Consider the following 23,314-nt stretch of genomic DNA (forward strand, 5'->3'; position numbering starts at 1 on the left):
TGCCGTTTCTCTTTCTGCTAATACGTTTCGCCAAGCTCTATGGAACGTTGCCTGGCACTGTTCACACATTCGAATATTGTCTTCTTAAAATCATTGGCATCCAATGTTTCAATTGCAGCCTGTGTTGTGCCCCCGGGACTTGTGATTTTCTCTCGTAATACACGTACTGGATCGTCCGTTTTTTTCAGCATTTCACCGGCACCTACTACCGTTTGTGTAATAAGTGCTTTTGCTACATCCTTATCCAGTCCCGCTTCCACAGCCGCTTGCTCCATTGCCTCAACTAAATAATAAATATAGGCAGGACCGCTTCCCGAAATACTTGTGACGGCGTGCATATCTTCTTCAGCTACAATCGTTGTAGTACCAATCGTTTTAAATAATTTTTCTACCAGTTTTATATGCTCCTGTTTCGCATGCTTCCCACCTGCAATTGCTGTTGCAGAAAATCCTATTGAGGCAGATGTGTTAGGCATTACACGAACAACAGAAACATCCATTTCCATTTTCTCAGCAATAAATTCCGTTGATATCCCTGCTGCTACAGAGACCACAAACTGGTTTGGCTGCATATATGCCTTGATCGAATCAATCGCTTCCTCCATATCATATGGTTTGGTAGATAGTATAATTAAATCTGCTTGATCAATAATGTTTTCCTTATTAGTTGTTCCGTTTATGTTAAAACGATGCTGAAGATTTGCTAGACGCTCATGATTTCTCTTATTTGTAACGAAGATTTGCCTGTTTGTCACTACACGCTTTTCCAAAATGCCGGCGATAATTGATTCCGCCATTGAACCTGCACCAATAAAAGAAATCTTATTAAACATGTTAACAACCTCCTTTGATTTAAAATCAAAAAAACCTCACGTCCATCCTACTAAAAAGGACGGAAATGAGGTTTACATCCGCGGTACCACCTAAATTGGCAACTTGAGCCCACTCTGGATTGATAACGCAGCAATACACTGCGGTTAGTTATTAGCTAACGACTCCCAGGTAGGTTCATGATTTTAGTGACCGATGGAATCTTTCAGCCGGTGAATTCCAATCTCTTTCGGACTAACCAATCATTACTGGCCTGCTCAGCATCTAAAATATTTTGATATTTCTATGTAATATACGCTGGATAGAATGTATTGTCAAGATGAAAATAATAAAAAAAATAAAACTGCTACAATAGTAACAGTTTTATTATATCTCCAATTTTTATGCGCTTGTTTAATAAATGGAGGAGGTAGAGGGATTCGAACCCCCGCGCGGTTTGACCCGCCTGTCGGTTTTCAAGACCGATCCCTTCAGCCAGACTTGGGTATACCTCCGTGCGACAAGATATAATATATCATGTGTGAATATACCTTGTCAATGCCAGGAAAAGTTTTTTTGGATTTTATTTAGTGGGTTGTGTCCGTTCCAAAAACTCCTGATAAATCTCTTCATACACAGGCCTATTCGCCGGCAATGCATCATACTCAGCTAAAAAGCCGATTCGAAGCCCATCTTTTTCAACTTTTTACACCATATATCTCACCTTTTTCAATATGCAAATCAACTTCATCTAACGCTTTTACTTGTGTTCCTGCACTTCCATAAACCTTCGTTACTTTCTCAAATGTAATCATCATTTCCCTCCTTCTCAATATAAAAAAGCCTCTCCTTCATAAATAAGAAGAGGCTTCACTGTTTTCCTCTTCTTATTTTTCAAGCCTAAGCTTGTTGGATTTGGCACAGTACTTAGTAAAGTCCGCTGCCGAGGTATCGATGGACCAATTCCCTCCACCTCTCTAATAAGAAGTTAAGTTTTATGAAATTTAATATGATTAACACTTTACTTCTGTCAATTGCTTTTTTATATTTTTAAAAAAATTTATAACGATAATTTTTCTTCAGTAGTAGTTAAATTGTTCAGTCGCTCCGCTAGGCCTAGTTTATCACTAACCGGTATCGTCTCATCTGTTAAAAGCGCTTCTTTAAGCTCATAAGCATTTGAACCGTGCTCTGCGAAATCTAGACCTGCAATTTCTTCCTCTTCAGATACTCGGATGGACGAAAAGCGAGTTAGGACGAAAGTGAATGCCCAAACAGTTACCATTGTCCAAACAATAACGGCAACTATACCTATCATTTGCACGAATAATTGTGAAAAACCGCCACCAAAAAATAAACCGTTAGAAGTTGAGAATAATCCTACTGCAAGCGTACCCCAAATACCACATATACCATGTACCGTAATAGCACCAACTGGATCATCAATTCGTAATTTTGTATCCAAGAACCGGATACCCTCCACCAGTAACACACCTGAAACCAAACCAACCAGGATAGAACCACCCAATGATATTTCAGCACAGCCTGCGGTTATACCGACCAGTCCAGCTAATACACCATTAAGTGTTAAGGACGCATCAACCCTTTTAAAACGGATTTTTGTATATAATGCTGATGACACTAATGCGGCTGACGTTGATAGCAGCGTTGTTCCGATAACCATCGGTACGAGACTAGGATCGGCTGCAAGTGTACTCCCACCATTAAACCCAAACCAACCTAACCAAAGTATAAATACACCAAGTGCTCCAATAGGAATGTTATGACCAGGAATGACATTTACTTTTTTACCATGGTATTTCCCAATACGCGGTCCTAAAAACAAAACTACCGTTAATGCTCCTACAGCACCTGTTAAATGGACTACTGTTGAACCAGCAAAGTCACTGAAGCCTATAGAAGTTAACCATCCATCGCCTTGCCAAATCCAATGTCCTACCACAGGATAAACCACAGCAGTCATCGCAACTACAATCAAAATGTAGCTACTCAATTTCATTCGTTCTGCAACAGCACCGGACATAATTGTAGCACAAGTTGCCACAAACATTGCTTGGAATACGAAGAAGCTGATATCATCTACATCGCTAAGCAGAAAACCATCTGACCCAACTAAAGACCCCACAGAGGTACCGAACATTAAGCCGTATCCCACAATAAAAAATAAAAGCGACGATACACTAATGGTTATAAAATTTTTCATTAAGATATTTAGTGAGTTTTTTGCCCTGGTAAATCCGGATTCAACCATAGCAAAGCCTGCATGCATAAAAAATACGAGAAATGCACCAAGCATCACCCATACTAGGTTAACAGATAACTCTAGCGATTCTGTAGTAGGCGTTGCTGCATATACCGGTGAAGCTACCAATAGAAAAACCGCTAATAAAAATGCGCTTTTTTTAAACATGTAATCTTCCTCCCTATTTGATTAAAGTATTGCTTTTACACCACGTTCCCCTGTACGTATTCGAATTATTTCTTCAATAGGAGAAATAAAAATTTTACCATCACCTATATTCCCTGTACTGCAGCTTTCAATAATAAGATCGACGATATCATTTAATTGGTCTTCTTCTACAACCATCTCAACCTTAATTTTTGGGAGTAATTGAATTTGGAAGGTTGTTCCGCGAAAAACACCCTTCTGTCCTTTTTGTTTACCTGTACCAGCGGCTTCAGTAACTGTTAGACCCCCAATTCCTATTGACGAAAGCTTTTTACGAAGTTCTTGAAATTTTTTAGGTCGTATAATGGCTTCAATCTTTTTCATTGCTTAACCTCCTTTTAATTCCATGTTAGGTTTCCTTACATAATTATGATATTTTTTATATCATAATGTGTTTACAATAGAAATGCAAGTGTTTTTTTAAATATTTTAGAAAATTTAAACGTAATTATTGATAATTATACTTTTCAATGTTAAATAATCTTACATAAAGTAAAACTTCATAGCGGGATTTCTTTCTTCCACCACTTATCTTTGTTGGTATCACCTAAAAATCTAAAAGCAAGGGTATTATTTCCCTATGCTGTGGGGGAATTAGACAAAAAAAGAGCCTGGAAACTTAATTCCAAACTCTTTTAATACATCATGTGTTATTTAATAATTTCTTTTCCACCCATATATGGACGAAGCACTTCAGGTACAACAACAGATCCATCTTCCTGCTGATAATTCTCTAGAATTGCTGCAACAGTACGACCAAGCGCTAAGCCAGAACCATTCAACGTATGCACAAATTCCGGTTTACCTTTCTCTTCGCGGCGGAAGCGAATGCCTGCACGTCTTGCCTGAAAATCCTCAAAATTTGAACAAGAAGAAATTTCCCGGTATGTTTCCTGACTTGGAATCCATACTTCAATATCATATTTTTTAGCTGCGGTGAATCCTAAATCACCTGTACACATGCTCATAACACGATATGGCAGCTTCAACAATTGCAATACTTTTTCAGCATGCCCTGTTAATGTTTCTAACGTGTCATACGATTCCTCAGGTTTAACAAAATGAACGAGCTCTACTTTGTTAAATTGGTGCTGACGGATTAAACCACGTGTATCACGTCCGGCAGAACCCGCCTCAGACCGGAAACACGCACTGAATGCTACATACTTTTTTGGTAAGTCATCATTCTTTAGAATATCATCCCGGTGATAATTCGTGACTGGCACCTCAGCGGTAGGAATCATAAAGTAGTCCCAGTCAGTAAGCTTAAATGCATCCTCTTCAAACTTCGGCAGCTGGCCTGTGCCAGTCATACTTGTACGATTAACAATATACGGCGGCAGCATTTCTTCATAGCCATGTTCATCGGCATGCAAATCCATCATAAAGTTTAATAATGCACGTTCCAAGCGTGCTCCAAGACCTTTGTAAAAAACAAATCGGCTTCCAGCTACTTTAGCCCCACCTTCAAAGTCCAATATATCCATATCCGTTGCAATATCCCAATGTGGCATCGCTTCAAACGGAAAGCTAGGTATGTCTCCCCATTTACGGGCGACGACATTATCATCCTCATCCTCACCGACTGGAACACTTTCATGAGGAATATTTGGAATAGACAGCATAATTAGAGCTAATTTTTCTTCAATTTCTTTTAACTCTGTATCTAGTGCTTTAATCTGATCGCCAACCTCACGCATTTCTTTAATAGCTGGTTCAGCATCCTTTTTCTCCTTCTTCAATACAGAAATTTTCTGTGAAGCTTCATTCCGTTTGGCCTTTAACTGTTCTGTCTCGGAAATTAGTGCACGACGGCGTGTATCAAGCTCTCCAAACTTATCTAACTCGGACAAATCTTCACCGCGATGGACTAATTTAGCCTTTACTTCTTCAAAATTGTTACGTAAATACTTCATATCAAGCATAATTATTTCCTCCTTGTTTGCTATCAAAATATAAAAAACTCCCGTCCCTAAAAGTTAGGGACGAGAGTATATTTCCCGCGTTGCCACCCTTGTTGAAGAATAATTTCTTCCGGCTCACAGTTATTAACGGTACTTAACCGGGTTTATTTACTGTTTAAGAACAATAGTTATACTTGAGAAGCTGGGTAACTGTATTAGCCACATCCAGCTCCACGGGCTAGCGGCTCGAGACGTAAGCAATGGACACTCCGAGCACCAAAAACATGTGCTCTCGGGTCCCTTGCTTACGCTTGTCGCCGCTGGGCAAGCCCGTTCCACTTTTGCTCTGTTCCATAAACCAGTTCAAGGATGGATTCACAGCATTCATTCATCGATTTCCACCAGCCATCGACTCTCTTAAGAAAGATATGCCATTACTATTTCCTATCAACACTATTAGGGTGTTCCTGTATTATTAAACATCATAGCTAATTTTTCTTTAAGAAGCAAGTGTTTTCTTAGATTGTTCCACCATACTGACAAAATATGCAATAAAACGATTATCGTCTGTTAGTTCTGGATGAAAAGCAGTACATACATAATGGCCTTGTTTGGCAGCAACAATTTTATCTTGATACGTTGCAAGTACTTCCACATCAGGACCCGCCTCTAAAATATACGGTGCTCGAATAAATACTGCATTAAAATCATCCGCAACATATGCAATCTCAAGCTCTGCTTCAAAGCTTGCAACCTGACGACCAAATGCATTTCGCGCAACCTTCATGTCAATTAATCCGAGATGTGCCTGATCCTGACCATCAATCTTACTAGCCAGCAATATCAATCCAGCACATGTACCAAAGATCGGCTTTCCTTGATTGCCAAATTCCTGAAGTGCTTTGAAAAATCCATAACTGTCAATCAGCCTGCGCATTGTTGTACTTTCTCCACCTGGAAGAATTAATCCATCTATTTCATCAAGTTGTTCTGTTCGTTTAATTTCAACAGCTTTCGCACCAGATGCTTCGATCGATCGAATATGCTCACGAACGGCACCTTGTAATGCAAGTACACCAATCGTTGTCATAGCAATTCCTTCTTTCTATTCACTGCGATCCTGCATACGATCTGAAGGCTCTAATGTGCTCATTTCAATCCCCTTCATTGCAGTCCCAAGACCTTTTGAAAGTTCACCAATTAATTTATAATCCGTGTAATGCGTAGTTGCTTCAACGATTGCTTTTGCGAACTTTGCAGGGCTGTCTGATTTGAAAATACCGGAACCTACAAATACACCATCTGCACCAAGTTCCATCATCAATGCCGCATCTGCTGGTGTAGCAACACCTCCAGCAGCAAAGTTTACAACTGGCAGGCGACCTTCGCGGCGAATTTGCAACAATAATTCATATGGTGCACCAATGTTTTTAGCAAATGTCATTACTTCGTCTTCTGACATTGCAGTTAATTGACGAATTTCTGATTGAACCTGACGCATATGACGAACTGCTTCTACAATGTTGCCTGTACCCGGTTCACCTTTTGTACGTAGCATGGAGGCACCTTCACCAATACGACGTGCAGCTTCGCCTAAATTACGGCAGCCGCATACAAACGGCACGGTAAAGTCTGATTTTTTAAGATGGTAAACATCATCAGCCGGTGTTAGCACTTCACTTTCATCGATATAATCAACACCCATTGCTTCTAGGACACGTGCCTCGACAATATGTCCAATACGAGCCTTAGCCATAACTGGAATTGAAACTGCATTCATTACCTCTTCTGTAATTCGAGGCTCTGCCATACGAGCTACTCCTCCTGCAGCACGAATGTCTGATGGAACACGCTCTAATGCCATTACGGCAACTGCCCCCGCTTGTTCCGCAATCTTTGCCTGTTCAGCATTAACAACGTCCATGATGACGCCGCCTTTTTGCATTTCTGCCATACCACGTTTAACACGTTCTGTTCCTGTGTTTGCCATGTGCTCGTCCCCCTGTTATAAAACTAACTGTTTATTTCATAAAGTTTGCTGCTCTAACCCCATAAATATAGTTTGACAGCCGTTCTGGAAATACACTGCACGCACCAAAGGCTCATCAGAGCGGAGTATACTGACTGCAGAATCAATAAGCAGCAAAAAGTGCGAAATCAACTCGCAGTCTACTTTATTTCTGTAAAAGCTAAACAAAAAACCTAAAACCAGCCTTTTACAGTATCAACGATTGTTGAGAATAAATTACTAAAAAAGTCACCGATTGATCCAAGTAAAAGCATAAACCAGTTATCCTTCTCAACATCGGCCTTTGCTATAAGATCGACTGTGTTGTTCGCTTCGGCATTAAATATATAGCCATAATCATTTTCGCCTTCGAATATAACCTCAGCCGTACCTAATTTCTCACCTTTTTTAATTGGAGCTTTTAATTCTCCATCTTTATTTAATTTATCTTTATCGATTGTGTATTTAATCGTATACTTGTCTTCTTGTTCTTTCGTAACCGGTACTTGGATTGCATCTTTTGTTGCTATTCCAACAGAATCTTCTTTTCCTTTTGCTACAGGAAGGGTTTCCTGTCCTTCCAGCTGATAGCCCTTAGCAAAAAGTTCTTTTGTATTAAAATTAGAGAATCCATAGTTATACAATTTCTCTGTTTCCTGAAAGCGTTTTGCCTTACTATCCGTTTTCATAACAACAGAAATTAATCGCTGCCCATCCCGCTCAGCTGTACCAGTAAAGCAATATCCTGCGAGGTCTGTGTGGCCTGTTTTTAGTCCATCAACACCTTCATAATGAAATTGCTTTAAAAATGTTGCATCATGCGGCAGCATCCAGTTCAGATTTTCTACATGATGTCCTTCAAAATCTGTCTCTGTAATGCTTGATACTTCTAGTGCCTCTGGAAAATCATTTACTAAATTATAGGCAAGTAAGGCTGCAGATCTGGCTGATAATAGATTATTAGCATTTGGATCAGTGCCCTCTGGAACGTTTTCTCCTAAAAGTGAATTAGGTAACCCAGTAGAATTGACAAATTTGTAATCTTGCAATCCCATTTCCTCTGCCTTTTTATTCATCATTTTAACAAATTCACCCTCAGAACCAGCGATAAGTTCTGCTAGTGCAATCGTTGTACCATTATCTGAAAAAATTGCCATAGCATTATATAATTCTTTTACTGTATAGGGTTTATCCTGTGTTAATCCGATACCTGAAAAATTTGAATTTGCAGATATGCTATATGGATAGTCACTAATCTGTGTAGTCGTGTCCCAGCTGATTTGTTCCGATTTGATAGCATCCCATACAAGGTATTCAGTCATCATTTTGGTCATACTAGCAGGGGGTAGTGCCATATCCGAATTCTTTTCATATAATATTTTACCTGTTTCTGCGTCTACTAAAATTGCTGACTCAGCATCAACTTCCACCTCTGCTGCATGTGAGGAAAGTGGCTGTGCTAGTAACGTTGTCAACATTACAAGTCCTACTAATAATATTGACAAATTTTTCTTTAGTTTGTGTTTCACTTTCTCTACCTCCACCCAAAATAGATTACATCTTTGCTATTTTACCACAATAAACGACAAAAAAATAGACAGGGAATAATCCCTATCTATTAATATTTTTTATAGGTAATCACTACCATTTATATGAATCGCAGTTGAATAATTAACTAGTCGTTTTAGACAGAATAATTCGGTGCTTCTTTCGTAATTTGTACATCATGAGGATGGCTCTCTCTTAAACCGGCATTTGTTATCCGAACAAATCGAGCATCATTTATTAATGAATCAATGGAAGCTGTTCCACAATAACCCATTCCTGCTCGTAAGCCGCCTAATAGTTGATGTACGGTATCTGCGAGTGGCCCTTTATAAGCTACTCGTCCTTCAATGCCTTCTGGAACAAGTTTTTTCGTTTCCTCTGATTCCTGGAAGTAACGATCCTTTGATCCTGCTTTCATAGCACCGACAGATCCCATGCCGCGATAGACTTTATAACGTCTGCCTTGGAAAATTTCCGTTTCACCGGGGCTTTCCGATACACCAGCAAACATACTTCCGAGCATAACTGCATGTGCTCCAGACGCTAATGCCTTCACAATATCACCTGAGTACTTAATACCGCCATCAGCAATTACCGGCACGCCAAATTCCCCGGCCGCTTCAGCACAGTCATACACAGCAGTAATTTGGGGTACACCTACGCCTGCTACTACTCTTGTCGTACAAATAGAACCAGGTCCAATCCCTACTTTTATGATTGTTGCCCCTGCTTCAATTAAATCCTTCGTCGCGTCAGCAGTTGCTACATTTCCAGCTATAATATCTAAATGAGGATAAGCATTTCGAACTTCTCTAACCTGATCAAGCACACCTCTTGAATGCCCATGTGCTGTATCAATCACGACAACATCTACACCAGCATCAACTAGCTTTTCAATCCGCTTCATTGCGTCAGCTGTCACACCAACTGCTGCACCAACGAGTAATCTGCCGTGTGAATCCTTGGCTGCATTTGGGAATTCAATTACTTTTTCAATATCCTTTATTGTAATTAATCCCTTTAATATGCCATCTTCATCAATAAGTGGCAGTTTTTCTATTTTATATTGCTGCAGGATCTTTTCCGCTTCATCCAGCGTTGTTCCAACAGGGGCAGTAACAAGATTTTCACTCGTCATAACGTCTTTGATTAAAATAGAATAGTCCTGGATAAAACGTAAATCACGATTCGTTATGATCCCTACCAGCTTTTGATCGTCAATGCTGTTAACAATCGGTACACCGGAAATACGGAATTTCCCCATAAGATGTTCAGCATCGTATACTTGATGTTCTGGAGTCAGGAAAAATGGGTTAGTAATGACACCACTTTCCGAACGTTTTACACGATCGACTTGCTCCGCCTGATCCTCAATCGACATGTTCTTATGAATAACACCGAAACCACCTTGCCGTGCCATTGCAATTGCCATCTCAGCTTCGGTAACAGTGTCCATACCTGCACTGATTAACGGCGCCTTAAGCTTCAGATTTGCGGAAAGCTCACTTTTAACCGAAACATCCTTTGGTAATACTTCTGATTTTGCAGGAACTAATAACACATCATCAAACGTTAAACCTTCTTTTGAAAACTTATCTGCTCGCATGGTTATCCTCCTTTAAAGTTAGCTGGAATGCTTGTTGAATGTGTAATTTCTTACACACTGGTTAAACTATTATTGTTATTTACAATACGGTATCAATAACGCTTTTTCAACAAAAGAATTAGGACAAACTAAAAGAAAATAGATTCGAAATATTTTAATAGTTCTGAGGGGAAATTTATGCGGGAACAGGAAAGACAATCATTCTATACGTATTTATTGTCACAGGAAACCGGTCATGGCTATTTGCATCATTGCTATCAAAAATTGAATGGAATTGACGCCGATACGAAAAGCTACGAAAACTGCAGTGCTTTTCTATACTATATCGATCATGGAAATCGTTTTTTTGCAAACGCTAAACAATTAGACACGTTACTTCAGCCGCTTCTTATGTTTTATGGTACTACCCATTTATTGAAAGCTTGTTTACTGACAAAGCGCCCTAATTATCCAGAATCAACGGCGATCTTAGCACACGGGGTTTCAACAAGAAAACGGAAAAAAAAACAGTACACGTTTATGCAGGACGAGGTTAAACCACAGCATAACGGACTATTTTCGTATGTCTCCAAGCATTTATATTCACTTGATCACATGCCATTTGAAAAGATTAAGATGCGGGATCTGCTGACACTTATCCCGGAAATGAATGATTTATTTCGGTACAACGGGGACGAGAGATTAGTTACTATTGGGGAAATAAACACAGCAGCATTACATTTTCCAACCGATTTGTTAGATAGCTACCACCTTACGAAAAATGCCTTTGTAAAACGAATTACGCCACATTTGCCAACAATATCTAATATAACTGTTGATGGAAACCATATACATGTTAAATTAATGAAGCCCTTGAAGAATCCGGCTGGACCATTTGTCTTTCATCTGGACAATAATGAAATATACTTTCCAAAACACCGGGAAAATTTTATTACGATACCGGAAGTACTAGTGCATTATTTAGTATTATATAATTTGAGCATGATTAGCCGGTACGAAACGGAATGGTGGGGAGAGCTACTTGCGACTAAGGCAGATGTCGATTATCCTTTCATTAAGCAATTTTTAAACGTGACAGCTTGGAAAATGCCACTATTATTAGGAAATGAACTTATTAGGAATACTGATTAAAGTAACGGATTCTATAGCAATTTATAGCTGTTTCACCTAATTGATCAAGCAAATTATAATTTGCATACGCACCTACAATTGCACCAATACCAGGAAGAAGCTGCAGCATTTTTACAAAATCAATATAATCTCTGTATTCCTGCTGAAACAACCGCCAATCAAGCTCTATCAATTCTTCCTTTCTTTCCTCCCAATTATCTATAAGTTCCAATGTATCATTGCGATGTTTGTCACTTGAAAAAGCCAGCTGGAAAACATGCAGGATAAAGAGACGCTCCTCGTATAGCTTCGTGTTATAACCATAAAGTGAAGCAGTTTCGAATAGAAAACGCATTTTTATTGAAAGTAAAATAGGAAAATCCGCTAATCCTAAAAAAATTCCTCCTGCCCCTGTCCCGGCTCCTTCTACTGCAGCCGTTCGTTTATAAGCATCTATTTTATCTTTTACAAGCTTCTCTTTTTCTTCTAGAGTAACTAGGCCGCTATCAGGTTTTTTTGTTGTAAATTCTGAACCCGCTAATGTGGCTTGAACCATTTTTTTAATACTCTCTGTAATGATTGTATGGGCTTTCTGTGGTATCTTTTCGTTTATTTTAGTTTGTGCTTTTTTAGAAAGTCGATTTATCAGGGATGATTTCCTCTTCATTTTTTGACGCCATTGCTTTAATTCATCTTTTGCCTTGTCTTCATATGCCATCAATTTACAATTCCTTTCACTTACGATATCCCTTTAAAATTTTGTTTCATAATAGATTAAAAAATATAAATCCCTTACTACCCGCCAAACCCGTGTAAGAGATAAACACGGTGAGATCCCGTCATAAAATCTCATCAATATACATGCTAGGGTCGTTTTTCAATGTAACTATTTCATCATTATGATCCAATCGTACCATTGGACGTGTCGGGTATTTATCCTCAACAAATACAATTTCACCTGTACGGTTATTTGATAATCTTACTTTTGTACCGATGGAAAAGTTGGCAAGGCTTGAGATAAACGTTTGAACTACGTTATGGTCTAACTGCGAAAATTGTTCCTTTTGGATTTCCTCCATTACCTTAAAAGGCGATTGTTTTTCTTTGTAATACCGTTCACACGTCATCGCATGATACATATCACTAACCGCAATAATTCTGGCATATGTAAGTATTTTATCCTTAGTTAGACCAATCGGATAGCCGCTTCCATCCATTCGTTCATGATGCTGCAGTATAGCTATTTTTACAGTCTGGGAAATCGTTGGTATTTGTTCAACAAGTCGATAAGAATAGGTCGGATGTTTTTTGATTTCATTTAATTCAATATCTGATATTCCTCCCTGTTTATGTAAAATAGCCTGATCAACCTTAGCCATTCCACAGTCACTTAAGAAACCAGCCAAACCAATCTGCAGGCATTCACCTTTAGCAAAATTCAGTTTTTTAGCTAAATAGGCTGAAAGAACAGCAACCGAAACACTGTGATGATGATAATAATCCTCTTTCTTAACGTAATGATGCAATGTAAATACATCAGATCCATCGTTATCAACACGTTCTAGCAATGGCAGAAGCTTTCTGCGAACATGTGCCATATCTACTGGAATATTATTTCTCCAGGCTTCAAACATTTTTTTATAACCATTAACAACGTCCATATAATGATCACGAAACAACTCGTATTCCTTATCGGGGTTTCTAATTTCCTTCTTTTCCTTTAGAATACGTTTCGGTGTGAATGACTCACCATTAACCAATTTAGGAGATACATCAACGGCCTCTACTAAAAACTTTTGTAATACGTTAATATGCATCTCGGATAAAACTGTATTTGTTGGAACGATTGGCCGGTTTGTTTTACCTTTCACATCACTGATTAAAACGCATCCCGGAACTAATTGTGATGGATCTACCCGCATTTTAATCCCCCTTCACTAAGCCTATAAATAAGGTGACACAAGAAAAATAGTTCTAATCCCTGAGTCACCTTGTCATTTCTTTATCTTGTTGTCATAACTTATTCATCTGTTTCTGCTGTGTCGTCTGCTATTTCTTTATTACTTTCCTCCATTACTTCCTGTTCCTCACTATTGGAGGATTCTTCTTCCTCGTCATCTTGTTCAATTTTTGCAACTGTAGCTACTTCTTCATCTTCCTGCAATCGGATCAAACGCACGCCTTGCGTATTGCGTCCAGTTTGTGAGATCCCTTCTACAGGAATACGGATAAGTACACCCGCTACTGTAATAAGCATGATATCCTCATCTCCAGTAACTGCCTTAACTGCAGCTACATGGTCTGTATCGGCAAGCTTACATGTAAAAATACCTTTACCGCCACGGTTCGTAATGCGATATTGATCCTCCGGTGTACGTTTACCAACACCTTTATTGGTAACATGTAGGATTTGTGAGCCTTCTTCTAAAATTTCCATCGATATTACTTCATCATCACCGCGCAAGGAAATACCTTTTACCCCAGCGGCTGTTCTTCCCATGGAACGAATTTGATCTTCCGGGAATCGGATGAGATAGCCATTCCGGGTACCAATCATGATATCCTTTGTACCATCTGTTAATCGAACAGAAATGAGTTCATCCTCATCACGCAATCCAACAGCAATTAATCCGCCTTTTCGGATATTGGCAAATTGTGAAAGCTGTGTACGCTTCGATATTCCGTGACGGGTTGTAAAGAAGAAATACCAATCATCGGAAAACTCATTTACAGTAATTACAGCATTAATCCACTCGTCTTTTTCAACTTGAAGCAGATTAATAATTGGAATACCCTTTGCAGTACGACTGAATTCAGGAACTTCATAACCCTTTGCTTTATATACCTTGCCTTTGTTGGTAAAGAACAGTACAGTATCATGTGTAGATGTGGATACTAAATGTTCTACAAAGTCGTCCTCGTTTGTTCCCATTCCCTGAATGCCACGTCCACCGCGTTTTTGAGTACGATACGTGGATGCAGGCAATCGCTTAATATAACCTTGATGTGTCAATGTAATAACGATATTTTCTTCAGGTATTAGATCCTCATCTTCAATAAAATCAGCACCGCCAATGGTGATTTCCGTACGACGATCATCACCGTAACGTTCCTTAATCTCTGTTAATTCTTCACGAATAATTTCTAATACTTTCTCTTCATCAGCCAATATTGCTTTTAATTCGCTGATTAATTTTAAAAGCTCGTTATATTCATTTTCAATCTTTTCCCGCTCTAAGCCTGTTAAACGCTGTAGACGCATGTCCAATATAGCTTGAGCCTGCTTTTCGGACAAGCCGAATCGTTCCATCAGTCCTTCACGGGCAATATCTGCCGTTTTTGAATTACGAATTAAAGAGATTACTTCATCAAGATGATCCAAAGCAATCCGCAAACCTTCCAAAATGTGTGCACGTGCTTCAGCTTTTCGCAATTCAAATGCTGTACGGCGTTTTATAATAACCTTTTGGTGATCTAAATAGTGCTCCAGACATTGTTTAACCGTTAATACCTTTGGCTGGCCATCAACCAATGCTAATGTATTGATTCCAAATGTAGTTTGCAATGCAGTATATTTATATAAATTGTTTAAAACAACATTCGCATTGACATCACGGCGCAATTCAATTACTACGCGCATTCCATTACGGTCTGATTCATCGCGTAAATCGGTAATTCCGTCAATTTTTTTATCGCGAACGAGTTCAGCAATTTTTTCAATTAATTTTGCTTTATTTACTTGATATGGAAGCTCCGTAGCAATTATCGTTGACTTGCCGTTTGCTTTCTCTTCAATATTTACTTTCGCCCGAATTGTTACGGATCCTTTTCCAGTTTCAAATGCCTTGCGAATTCCGCTGCGGCCGAGAATTTGTCCGCCTGTTGGAAAGTCAGGTCCGTAAATATAGTTTTCCATCAATTCGTCTATCGTTATTTCAGGATCCTTACTGACTGCCAAAACAGCATCAATCGTTTCCCCTAAATTATGCGGGGGAATATTGGTAGCCATCCCAACAGCTATTCCGGATGTACCATTCACAAGCAAATTAGGAAAACGGGAAGGGAATACGACTGGTTCACGCTCTGTTCCATCATAGTTATCCCGATAATCAATTGTATCTTTATTAATATCGCGTAATAATTCCATTGAAATCTTTGACATTCGCGCTTCTGTATAACGCATGGCAGCAGCGGAATCTCCATCCACAGAACCAAAGTTGCCGTGGCCATCGACAAGCATGTAACGATAGCTGAAATCCTGTGCCATCCGGACCATTGTTTCGTATACCGCAGAATCACCATGTGGATGATACTTACCAATTACTTCACCAACGATACGGGCCGATTTTTTATGGGGTTTGTCAGAATGCATACCAAGGTCGTTCATAGCATATAATATTCTGCGATGTACTGGTTTCATTCCATCCCGGACATCCGGCAATGCACGGGAAACGATTACACTCATTGCATAATCCAGAAATGATGTACGCATTTCCTGACTTAGATTTATTTCTTGAACATTAGAACGTTGTTGATCCGACATTGAATTACCTCCTATCACTATACTAATAACAAGACTTCTTAATGTTTAGTTAATAGTGATTACCTTAAAAACTCGCTAATCTATATCTAGTAGCAGGACTTGAATTTGCCGCTTTTTTATATATCCAAATTCTTTACGTATTGTGCATTATCTTCAATAAAGTTTCTTCTCGGTTCCACCTTATCGCCCATGAGCATGTCAAATACCTGATCAGCATCAATTGCATCCGCTAGTTCAACCTGCAGCAATGTACGCGTCTCCGGATTCATTGTTGTTTCCCATAGCTGCTCAGCGTTCATTTCCCCAAGACCTTTGTATCGTTGTATTCCCGGTTTTGGCGTTTTCGGTATTTCAGCTAAAATACTGTCCAGCTCCTTATCATTGTAAGCATAACGTATCGCTTTCCCCTGCTGTATTTTGTATAAAGGAGGCTGTGCTATATAAACATAGCCACTATCAATTAATGGACGCATGTAACGATAGAAGAATGTTAACAATAATGTACGTATATGTGCACCATCAACATCCGCATCCGTCATAATGACAATTTTATGGTATCTCGCCTTTTCAATATCAAATTCCTCGGCAACGCCTGCTCCCATTGCTGTAATCATCGCACGCACTTCATTGTTGGATAAGATTCTGTCCAGTCTCGCCTTTTCTACGTTTAAAATTTTCCCGCGTAATGGCAGGATAGCCTGAAAATGACGATCGCGCCCTTGTTTTGCAGAACCTCCAGCTGAGTCACCCTCAACAATGTACAATTCGCTGATCTCTGCATCCCTAGAAGAACAGTCAGCAAGTTTACCAGGAAGGTTAGAAACCTCCAAAGCACTTTTTCGTCGGGTCAGTTCACGTGCCTTTTTTGCAGCCATGCGTGCACGTGAAGCCATTAGCCCTTTTTCCACTACTATTTTTGCGACAGAAGGGTTTTCAAATAAAAACTTAGAAAAGGATTCACTAAAGGCAGAATCCGTTACTGTTCGTACTTCACTGTTTCCTAATTTCGTTTTTGTTTGTCCTTCAAACTGTGGATCCGGATGCTTGATGGAAATTATTGCTGTAATTCCTTCGCGTACATCATCACCAGTCAGATTCGGATCATTTTCTTTGAACAGATTATTCTTACGGGCATAATCATTAATTACACGCGTCAATCCTGTCTTAAAACCAGATTCGTGTGTCCCGCCTTCATACGTATGAATATTGTTGGCAAACGAATAAATGTTGCTGGCAAAGCCGTCATTATACTGAATTGCAACCTCAACTGTAATTTGCTGATCCTCTGTTTCAGCATAAAAAGGCTCATGCAATACCTCTTTATTGCGGTTGATATATTCTACATATGAGCTTATGCCCCCTTCATAATGATAGGTTACAGGCTCTTCATCGGTCCGCTTATCCTCAAGGGAAATTTTAATCCCTTTATTTAAAAATGCTAATTCTCTAATCCGCTGCTGCAATGTATCAAAATCGTATGTTGTTGTTTCAGTGAAAATTTCCGGATCTGGTTTGAAATGTGTAATTGTACCTGTAATATCGGTTTCCCCGATTACTTTGATCTCATCAAGTGGTTTTCCTTTTTCAAAACCTAGGAAATGCACCTTTCCATCCAGATGCACATAAACCTCCAATGCGCTGGATAAGGCATTAACAACAGATGCCCCAACACCATGGAGACCTCCAGAAACTTTATAGCCGCCGCCACCGAATTTCCCCCCGGCATGCAGCACTGTCATAATAACTTCAAGAGCTGGCTTTCCTGTTTTTTTCTGAATGCCGACTGGGATACCGCGTCCATTATCTTTTACCGTAATACTGTTGTCTTTTTCGATAATAACTTGAATATGATCACAGTACCCTGCTAAGGCTTCATCAATACTATTATCAACAATTTCCCAAACAAGATGGTGCAAGCCTTTTTCACTGGTTGACCCAATATACATTCCTGGCCTTTTTCGTACTGCTTCTAATCCTTCAAGCACCTGGATTTGATCGGCATTATAGGATTGTTCATTTGATAGTTTGTCTTCAATTGACATATTTTCACCCACGTTTCTTTAAGAAAAACTCGGCTTCTACTCAGGTCAGAAGTCGGATTGTTAAAAATCAGCAAGTCAGCCGATTTTCTTATGTTTATTCAATCTCATCAGAGTAGTCATCAAGCTTACTTATCATTGATATCATGCTTGTTCGTTTTTTTAATGTTGGGACAGATAACGAGCTGTAGTATATTAAATCACTAGTTATAACTACAGACTTACTTTCGTCAACTGGTCCCCTAATTTGATTGTTTTTCGCGGCATTTGCCATCATTTCTTCCATGATTGAGGATGAAGTGATAACATTGCGGTCAATAATTGAAATGACGTCTTTTGATTGAATTACTGTATCGTTCCCAATATGAATAAACATCTTCTCCACCACCTCTATGTAACTACTTTCCCGTTTTTCACTCGAAAAAGTTCAGCATCTCTCAATGTTTCATGGTTAATCCCATCAACACTCGTGGTGGAGACAAAGGTTTGAACTTTTCCTTGAATGGTATTTAATAAATGGGATTGTCTGTGATCGTCCAGTTCACTCAGAACATCATCCAGAAGCAAAATTGGGTATTCTCCAACCTCACTAAAGATTAAATCAATCTCCGCAAGCTTGATCGAAAGTGCAGTTGTCCGCTGCTGTCCCTGTGAACCAAACGTTTGAACATCTTTATTGTTCACATAGAAAATTAAGTCATCACGATGCGGTCCAATTAATGTTGTCCCACGCTCAATCTCTTTTTCTTGTATCTCTTTAAATTTAGTAAGGTAGATAGTTTCTATTTTCTCCTTATTCGCGTCTTCTGATACCTCGATTGATGCATCATACTTAATATCTAATGCTTCTAATTCACGACTGATTCCATGATGAATCGGCCTTGCCCATTTGCGTAGCAATTCCAAAAATATAAATCTTCTCTCTAACAAGGCTGCAGCATGCTCAATTAATTGATCTGTCAATACGTTTAACATGGTTGGATCTTTCTTGTCCCGTCTCTGCATTTGCTTTAATAGATGATTTCGTTGTCTTAATACTTTTTGGTACTGTCCCAGATGATAAATATAGCGGGGCTGTATTTGGCCAAGCTCCATATCAATAAAACGTCTGCGAATTTGCGGAGGTCCTTTTACTAAGGTTAAATCTTCCGGAGCAAACATAACAACATTCAGTGCCCCGATATAGTCGCTTAAACGTTTTTGTTCGATTCGATTCAGTTTGGCTTTTTTGCCTTTTGCTGAAACAATTATTTCAAGTGGAAAGTTTTGCTTTCGCTTCGTAATCCTGCCTTCTATTTTAGCATATTCTTGCTCCCATTGGATAAGTTCTTTTTCCCTTGGGGTTCTATGCGACTTTGTAAATGCTAAAACATAAATTGCTTCCATCAGGTTGGTTTTCCCTTGTGCATTTTCACCAATAATAAGATTGATTTTGTCATCAAACAAAATGTCAAGATCATCATAGTTTCGGTAGTTCTTTAATTTTAATTGTTGAATATGCATGAGAATTCCTCTTTTTATGTTAAAAAATGTAAATTATGTGCTATTTTTTGCTTGCAACTATATATGATCCAGCATTGTCAATTTCAACCACATCATCTTCATAAAGCTTTCGCCCGCGACGATGTTCTTTTTCACCATTTACATCAACACCTTGCTCCTGCAGAAATCCCTTTATCATTCCGCCGGATTCAAAGATGTTAGCCAGCTTCAGAAATTGACCTAGTGTAATATATTCGGTTTCAATTTCAATTTTTTCATGCAATTTTCTCACCAAAATTCTTTTTAGATAGTTTTATTGCGCCTTCTATCTATTTTACTAAAGATTTGGCATTAAGGAAAGGCGGGACCCTAGAAATGTTCTTAAAAGGCTTCTAATGGCTTTTAAAATGATTTTAAAATAAAAAAATATCCGAACTAATACAAATTCTTACCTGAAGAATTGATAGTTCGGATTTCTCTTAGATTAAAATGCTTTTGTCCCAGCTGCTGCTTTCTGCAATTGATTCCTTATTCAGTATGTCCGTACAGGAAGGATCAGCTGCAGTATTGGTTCACCATCTGCTGGGCGAATGATGAATGGGCGCATTGCTCCAGTGAATTCAATTTTTACTTCATCATTTTCAATTGCTTTTAATGCATCCATCATATACTTGGAGCTGAATGAAATTTTTAATTCTTCTCCTTCAATTGCTTGCACTGCAATTTCTTCAGCAACCCTCCCTATCTCAGGTGAATTACTTGTTATTTCCAGAAATTGATTATTATTTGTTGCTAGTTTAACAACATTATTACGCTCTTCCTTGGCAAGAAGTGAAGCGCGATCAACTGTATGAAGCAAGTCTTTTGTATTTGCATGAATAACCGTTTTGCTTTGCTCCGGTATTAATCGTGAAGTTTCCGGATAAGTTCCGTCAAGTAAACGTGATAAAAAGTATAAATGCTTGGTACGAAATAGAATTTGATTATTTGTAACACTAATTTCTACTGATTCTTCTGTATCATCCAGGATTTTGTTAAGTTCATTCAGGCTTTTCCCAGGAACTACAACACTTTGAAATTCTATAGTTGCATCTGTAACAGGTATTTCTCTTGATGCAAGACGGTGACTATCTGTTGCAGTAAAGGTCAAATTTTTATTTTCTAATTTTAAATTTACCCCTGTAAGAATAGGCCGGGTTTCCATTGTTGAGATTGCAAATACTGTCTGCTTTATAAGACTTTTTAATAGATCGGTATTGATTTTAAAGCTGCTATCCGTCTGTAATTTAGGCAGATGTGGATATTCTTCTGCATCTTGTCCATTTAAATTAAATTCAGCTTTTCCAGATCGAATTGTTACTTTTAAATTGGAATCTGCTTCAATTTCAACTGTATTTTCAGGAAGCTTTCTTACAATATCCGGGAAATATTTTGCTTGTAAAACGATACTTCCTTCCTCAATGTTCTCAACATGAACAATTCCATCTTCTTCAGCTGGAATGTATGATTCAATTGAGATATCCGAGTCACTTCCGGTTAATGTTATTCCGTGTTGTTTAACGTCGATTTTCATTCCAGTCAAAATAGGAATTGCAGTTCGTGACGAAATGGCCTTCATTACATCCTGCACACTTGCAATTAGCTGGTCGCGTTGAATGACAAATTTCATGAAAATTAATCCTCCTAGTGGAAGTTCTTTTATATTATTTTTTTTATAAAATACAGTAATAATAGTAATAAGGCTTGTGATTATGTGGATAACCTTATTTTTATAAGTATTTAAAAGTATTCACAGGTGTGGATAGATTGTTGATAAGTTTGAAACTTTCTTCACACTATTCACATGTGGACAAGTTAAAATGATTTTAATTGCTCTTTAATTTCTTCAATGTCTTTGTTTAATAGATTATCATTTTCCATTAATTTTGATATTTTTTCATGGGCATGAATAACAGTTGTATGATCACGTCCACCAAATTCCTCTCCAATTTTCGGCAAGGAGAAGTCAGTTAGTTCACGAGATAGATACATTGCGATTTGTCTAGGAAAAGCGATCGATTTTGTACGTTTTTTTGCGATAAAGTCTTCCAGCTTGATACTGTATTTTTCTCCGACTACTTCTTGAATCTTTTGAATCGTAATTACCCGAGGCTTGCTGCTGGGAATAATATCCTTTAATGCATCGGCTGCAAGAGATGCGTCAATATCCTGGTTAACCAATGATGAATACGCGACAACACGAATTAGCGCACCTTCAAGTTCGCGAATATTGGTATCAATCTGGTTAGCGATATAAAGCATTACTTCATTGGGGATATCAAGTCCTTCCGCTTTTGCCTTTTTACCTAGGATAGCAATTCTAGTTTCCAAATCCGGCGGTGTAATATCTGTAATTAATCCCCATTCAAATCTTGAACGCAATCGGTCTTCAAGAGTTGGAATTTCCTTTGGCGGCCGGTCACTGGAAATAATGATTTGTTTATTTTCTTCGTGCAGCGCGTTAAATGTATGGAAAAATTCTTCCTGGGTTGATTCTTTTCCAGCTATGAATTGAATATCATCTATTAAAAGGATGTCGACACTACGATATTTGTTGCGGAAATTTATCGTTTTGTTGTCCATAATGGCATTAATAAATTCATTGGTAAATTTTTCTGATGAAATATAGACAACTTTTGCATCAGGATTGTGATCGCGAACATAATGGCCTATAGCATGCATCAAATGTGTTTTTCCAAGTCCAACTCCTCCATATATAAAAAGAGGGTTATATGCTTTAGCCGGGGCTTCAGCTACTGCCAGCGAAGCAGCATGCGCAAAACGATTTCCTGATCCAATAACAAAGGTATCAAATGTATAATTTGGATTTAACATCGATTTTGGAACATCGGCTCCATGGTTATTGTTTACATGTGGTTTATTCTTTGGAGCTGGTTTTAAATCATCGACCTCCGTATTTGATTCAGGGATGACAAATTTGATTGTTAGTCTGGCTCCGGTCAGTTCGAACAAAATATCGGAAATTAATTCTGTATATCGGCCTTCCAGCCAATCTCTTGCGAACTCATTTGGTGCTGCGATGGTTAACAAGTCCTGATCCAATTTTTCCGCTTTCGTGTTTTTCAGCCATGTATCAAAGCTTGGCTTGCTGATTTTTTCTTCAATTTTTTCTAATGTAGCTACCCATAGTTCTTCAATATTTTCCAAGAATCGGTTCACTCCTTTCATGTAAATGTATTGAAAGAAAAAGCCTCTCTCAATCTCTCAATATAGTGAAATAATGAAAGATGGAAAGGCCTGTTGTACGAATCAACTAGCTTGCCTAAAAAAATATTTTATTGTGGATAGTGAGACATAGGCATACGAATCGTTATAAGTAGTTATGTACGTTATCCACATTTATGTTGATAAGTAAGTTAACAGTGGTGTGAACAAATGTCCACAGGTTATCCACACATTGTGGAAAAGTGGAAATCATTTTTCGGATGTACACATGTTAAAACACAAATATAATACCAAAAAAAAGCGTTAGGTGCAATGGCTTTTTGACACTTATCCACAAATTCAATCGGTTGTAGACAATTTTTATCCACACCACTATATTTTGTGATTAAGTTGTCGATATGTGTTGTGGATAGAAAAATTTTGTCGAAAATCGTTAAACAGGAGTGTGTGGATAATTATTTTTAAGGGGCATTTGACAGATTGCCTTATTGTTAAGTATAACCTGAGTTTTACAGTAAAATCACACAATAACACCCCTCCATCTCTTGGTACATATAAGGGGAAGGGGT

Annotated in this window: 18 protein-coding genes, 1 tRNA gene, 1 pseudogene, 1 riboswitch and 1 other annotated feature; of the genes and pseudogenes, 1 reads left to right on the forward strand and 19 read right to left on the reverse strand. The window is 38.5% G+C overall.

From position 1 onward, the window contains the following. Positions 1–17 precede the first annotated feature (17 nt). The 10 genes and pseudogenes from proC to guaB form a co-directional block, all read right to left on the reverse strand. Positions 18–833: a pyrroline-5-carboxylate reductase gene (gene proC, locus IEV74_RS15005; protein ID WP_188456192.1), complete on the reverse strand. Its 816-nt coding sequence runs from the start codon at positions 831–833 to the stop codon at positions 18–20. A 399-nt stretch (positions 834–1,232) separates the two neighbouring features. Beyond that, positions 1,233–1,325: transfer RNA gene (locus IEV74_RS15010), tRNA-Ser, on the reverse strand. 192 nt (positions 1,326–1,517) lie between these two features. Beyond that, positions 1,518–1,625, reverse strand: a pseudogene (locus IEV74_RS19775) (methionine ABC transporter ATP-binding protein); the annotation flags it as partial. Between the two features lie 69 nt (positions 1,626–1,694). Beyond that, a riboswitch (SAM riboswitch) is annotated at positions 1,695–1,797 on the reverse strand. Positions 1,798–1,870: 73 nt separating this feature from the next. Beyond that, positions 1,871–3,241, reverse strand: coding sequence for an ammonium transporter (locus tag IEV74_RS15015; protein WP_188456193.1), 1,371 nt, complete (start codon positions 3,239–3,241; stop codon positions 1,871–1,873). 21 nt (positions 3,242–3,262) lie between these two features. Continuing rightward, positions 3,263–3,604, reverse strand: a complete 342-nt coding sequence (locus tag IEV74_RS15020; protein WP_188456194.1) for a P-II family nitrogen regulator — start codon at positions 3,602–3,604, stop codon at positions 3,263–3,265. Positions 3,605–3,930: 326 nt separating this feature from the next. Continuing rightward, on the reverse strand, positions 3,931–5,205 hold the full coding sequence (serS, locus tag IEV74_RS15025; protein ID WP_188456195.1) for a serine--tRNA ligase: 1,275 nt from the start codon (positions 5,203–5,205) through the stop codon (positions 3,931–3,933). A gap of 53 nt (positions 5,206–5,258) precedes the next feature. Continuing rightward, positions 5,259–5,644: a binding site (T-box leader), on the reverse strand. 39 nt (positions 5,645–5,683) lie between these two features. Continuing rightward, positions 5,684–6,274: a pyridoxal 5'-phosphate synthase glutaminase subunit PdxT gene (gene pdxT, locus IEV74_RS15030; RefSeq protein WP_188456196.1), complete on the reverse strand. Its 591-nt coding sequence runs from the start codon at positions 6,272–6,274 to the stop codon at positions 5,684–5,686. A gap of 15 nt (positions 6,275–6,289) precedes the next feature. After that, positions 6,290–7,174 carry a pyridoxal 5'-phosphate synthase lyase subunit PdxS gene (gene pdxS / locus IEV74_RS15035; RefSeq protein ID WP_188456197.1) on the reverse strand — a complete coding sequence of 295 codons (885 nt, stop codon included), beginning with the start codon at positions 7,172–7,174 and terminating at the stop codon, positions 6,290–6,292. 212 nt (positions 7,175–7,386) lie between these two features. Continuing rightward, the gene (locus tag IEV74_RS15040; RefSeq protein ID WP_188456198.1) at positions 7,387–8,721 is read right to left on the reverse strand and encodes a serine hydrolase; all 1,335 of its coding nucleotides are present in this window, start codon (positions 8,719–8,721) and stop codon (positions 7,387–7,389) included. Between the two features lie 155 nt (positions 8,722–8,876). Continuing rightward, a complete protein-coding gene (gene guaB / locus IEV74_RS15045; protein ID WP_188456199.1) occupies positions 8,877–10,346 on the reverse strand; it encodes an IMP dehydrogenase in 1,470 nt (489 codons plus the stop codon). A gap of 177 nt (positions 10,347–10,523) precedes the next feature. Between guaB and IEV74_RS15050 the strand changes: the two genes are divergently transcribed. Then, positions 10,524–11,477, forward strand: coding sequence for a YaaC family protein (locus tag IEV74_RS15050; protein ID WP_188456200.1), 954 nt, complete (start codon positions 10,524–10,526; stop codon positions 11,475–11,477). Here the strand turns inward: IEV74_RS15050 and IEV74_RS15055 are convergent. The 9 genes from IEV74_RS15055 to dnaA form a co-directional block, all read right to left on the reverse strand. Then, positions 11,461–12,177, reverse strand: coding sequence for an EcsC family protein (locus IEV74_RS15055; RefSeq protein ID WP_188456201.1), 717 nt, complete (start codon positions 12,175–12,177; stop codon positions 11,461–11,463). The two genes, IEV74_RS15050 and IEV74_RS15055, sit on opposite strands and share 17 nt — an antisense overlap. Positions 12,178–12,295: 118 nt before the next feature. Next, positions 12,296–13,378, reverse strand: coding sequence for an HD-GYP domain-containing protein (locus IEV74_RS15060; RefSeq protein ID WP_188456202.1), 1,083 nt, complete (start codon positions 13,376–13,378; stop codon positions 12,296–12,298). Between the two features lie 98 nt (positions 13,379–13,476). Beyond that, positions 13,477–15,999, reverse strand: a complete 2,523-nt coding sequence (gene gyrA / locus IEV74_RS15065; protein WP_188456203.1) for a DNA gyrase subunit A — start codon at positions 15,997–15,999, stop codon at positions 13,477–13,479. Positions 16,000–16,115: 116 nt separating this feature from the next. Then, the gene (gene gyrB / locus IEV74_RS15070; protein ID WP_188456204.1) at positions 16,116–18,041 is read right to left on the reverse strand and encodes a DNA topoisomerase (ATP-hydrolyzing) subunit B; all 1,926 of its coding nucleotides are present in this window, start codon (positions 18,039–18,041) and stop codon (positions 16,116–16,118) included. Between the two features lie 94 nt (positions 18,042–18,135). Next, positions 18,136–18,414, reverse strand: coding sequence for an extracellular matrix regulator RemB (gene remB, locus IEV74_RS15075; protein ID WP_188456205.1), 279 nt, complete (start codon positions 18,412–18,414; stop codon positions 18,136–18,138). 14 nt (positions 18,415–18,428) lie between these two features. After that, a complete protein-coding gene (recF, locus tag IEV74_RS15080; protein WP_188456206.1) occupies positions 18,429–19,541 on the reverse strand; it encodes a DNA replication/repair protein RecF in 1,113 nt (370 codons plus the stop codon). Between the two features lie 40 nt (positions 19,542–19,581). Beyond that, positions 19,582–19,803: a S4 domain-containing protein YaaA gene (yaaA, locus tag IEV74_RS15085; RefSeq protein WP_188456210.1), complete on the reverse strand. Its 222-nt coding sequence runs from the start codon at positions 19,801–19,803 to the stop codon at positions 19,582–19,584. 249 nt (positions 19,804–20,052) lie between these two features. Continuing rightward, the gene (gene dnaN, locus IEV74_RS15090) at positions 20,053–21,189 is read right to left on the reverse strand and encodes a DNA polymerase III subunit beta (RefSeq protein WP_188456207.1); all 1,137 of its coding nucleotides are present in this window, start codon (positions 21,187–21,189) and stop codon (positions 20,053–20,055) included. Positions 21,190–21,374: 185 nt separating this feature from the next. Beyond that, on the reverse strand, positions 21,375–22,727 hold the full coding sequence (dnaA, locus tag IEV74_RS15095) for a chromosomal replication initiator protein DnaA (protein WP_188456211.1): 1,353 nt from the start codon (positions 22,725–22,727) through the stop codon (positions 21,375–21,377). Positions 22,728–23,314: the final 587 nt, after the last annotated feature.

The organism is Virgibacillus oceani (assembly GCF_014638995.1).
Lineage (GTDB): Bacteria > Bacillota > Bacilli > Bacillales > Amphibacillaceae > Virgibacillus_E > Virgibacillus_E oceani.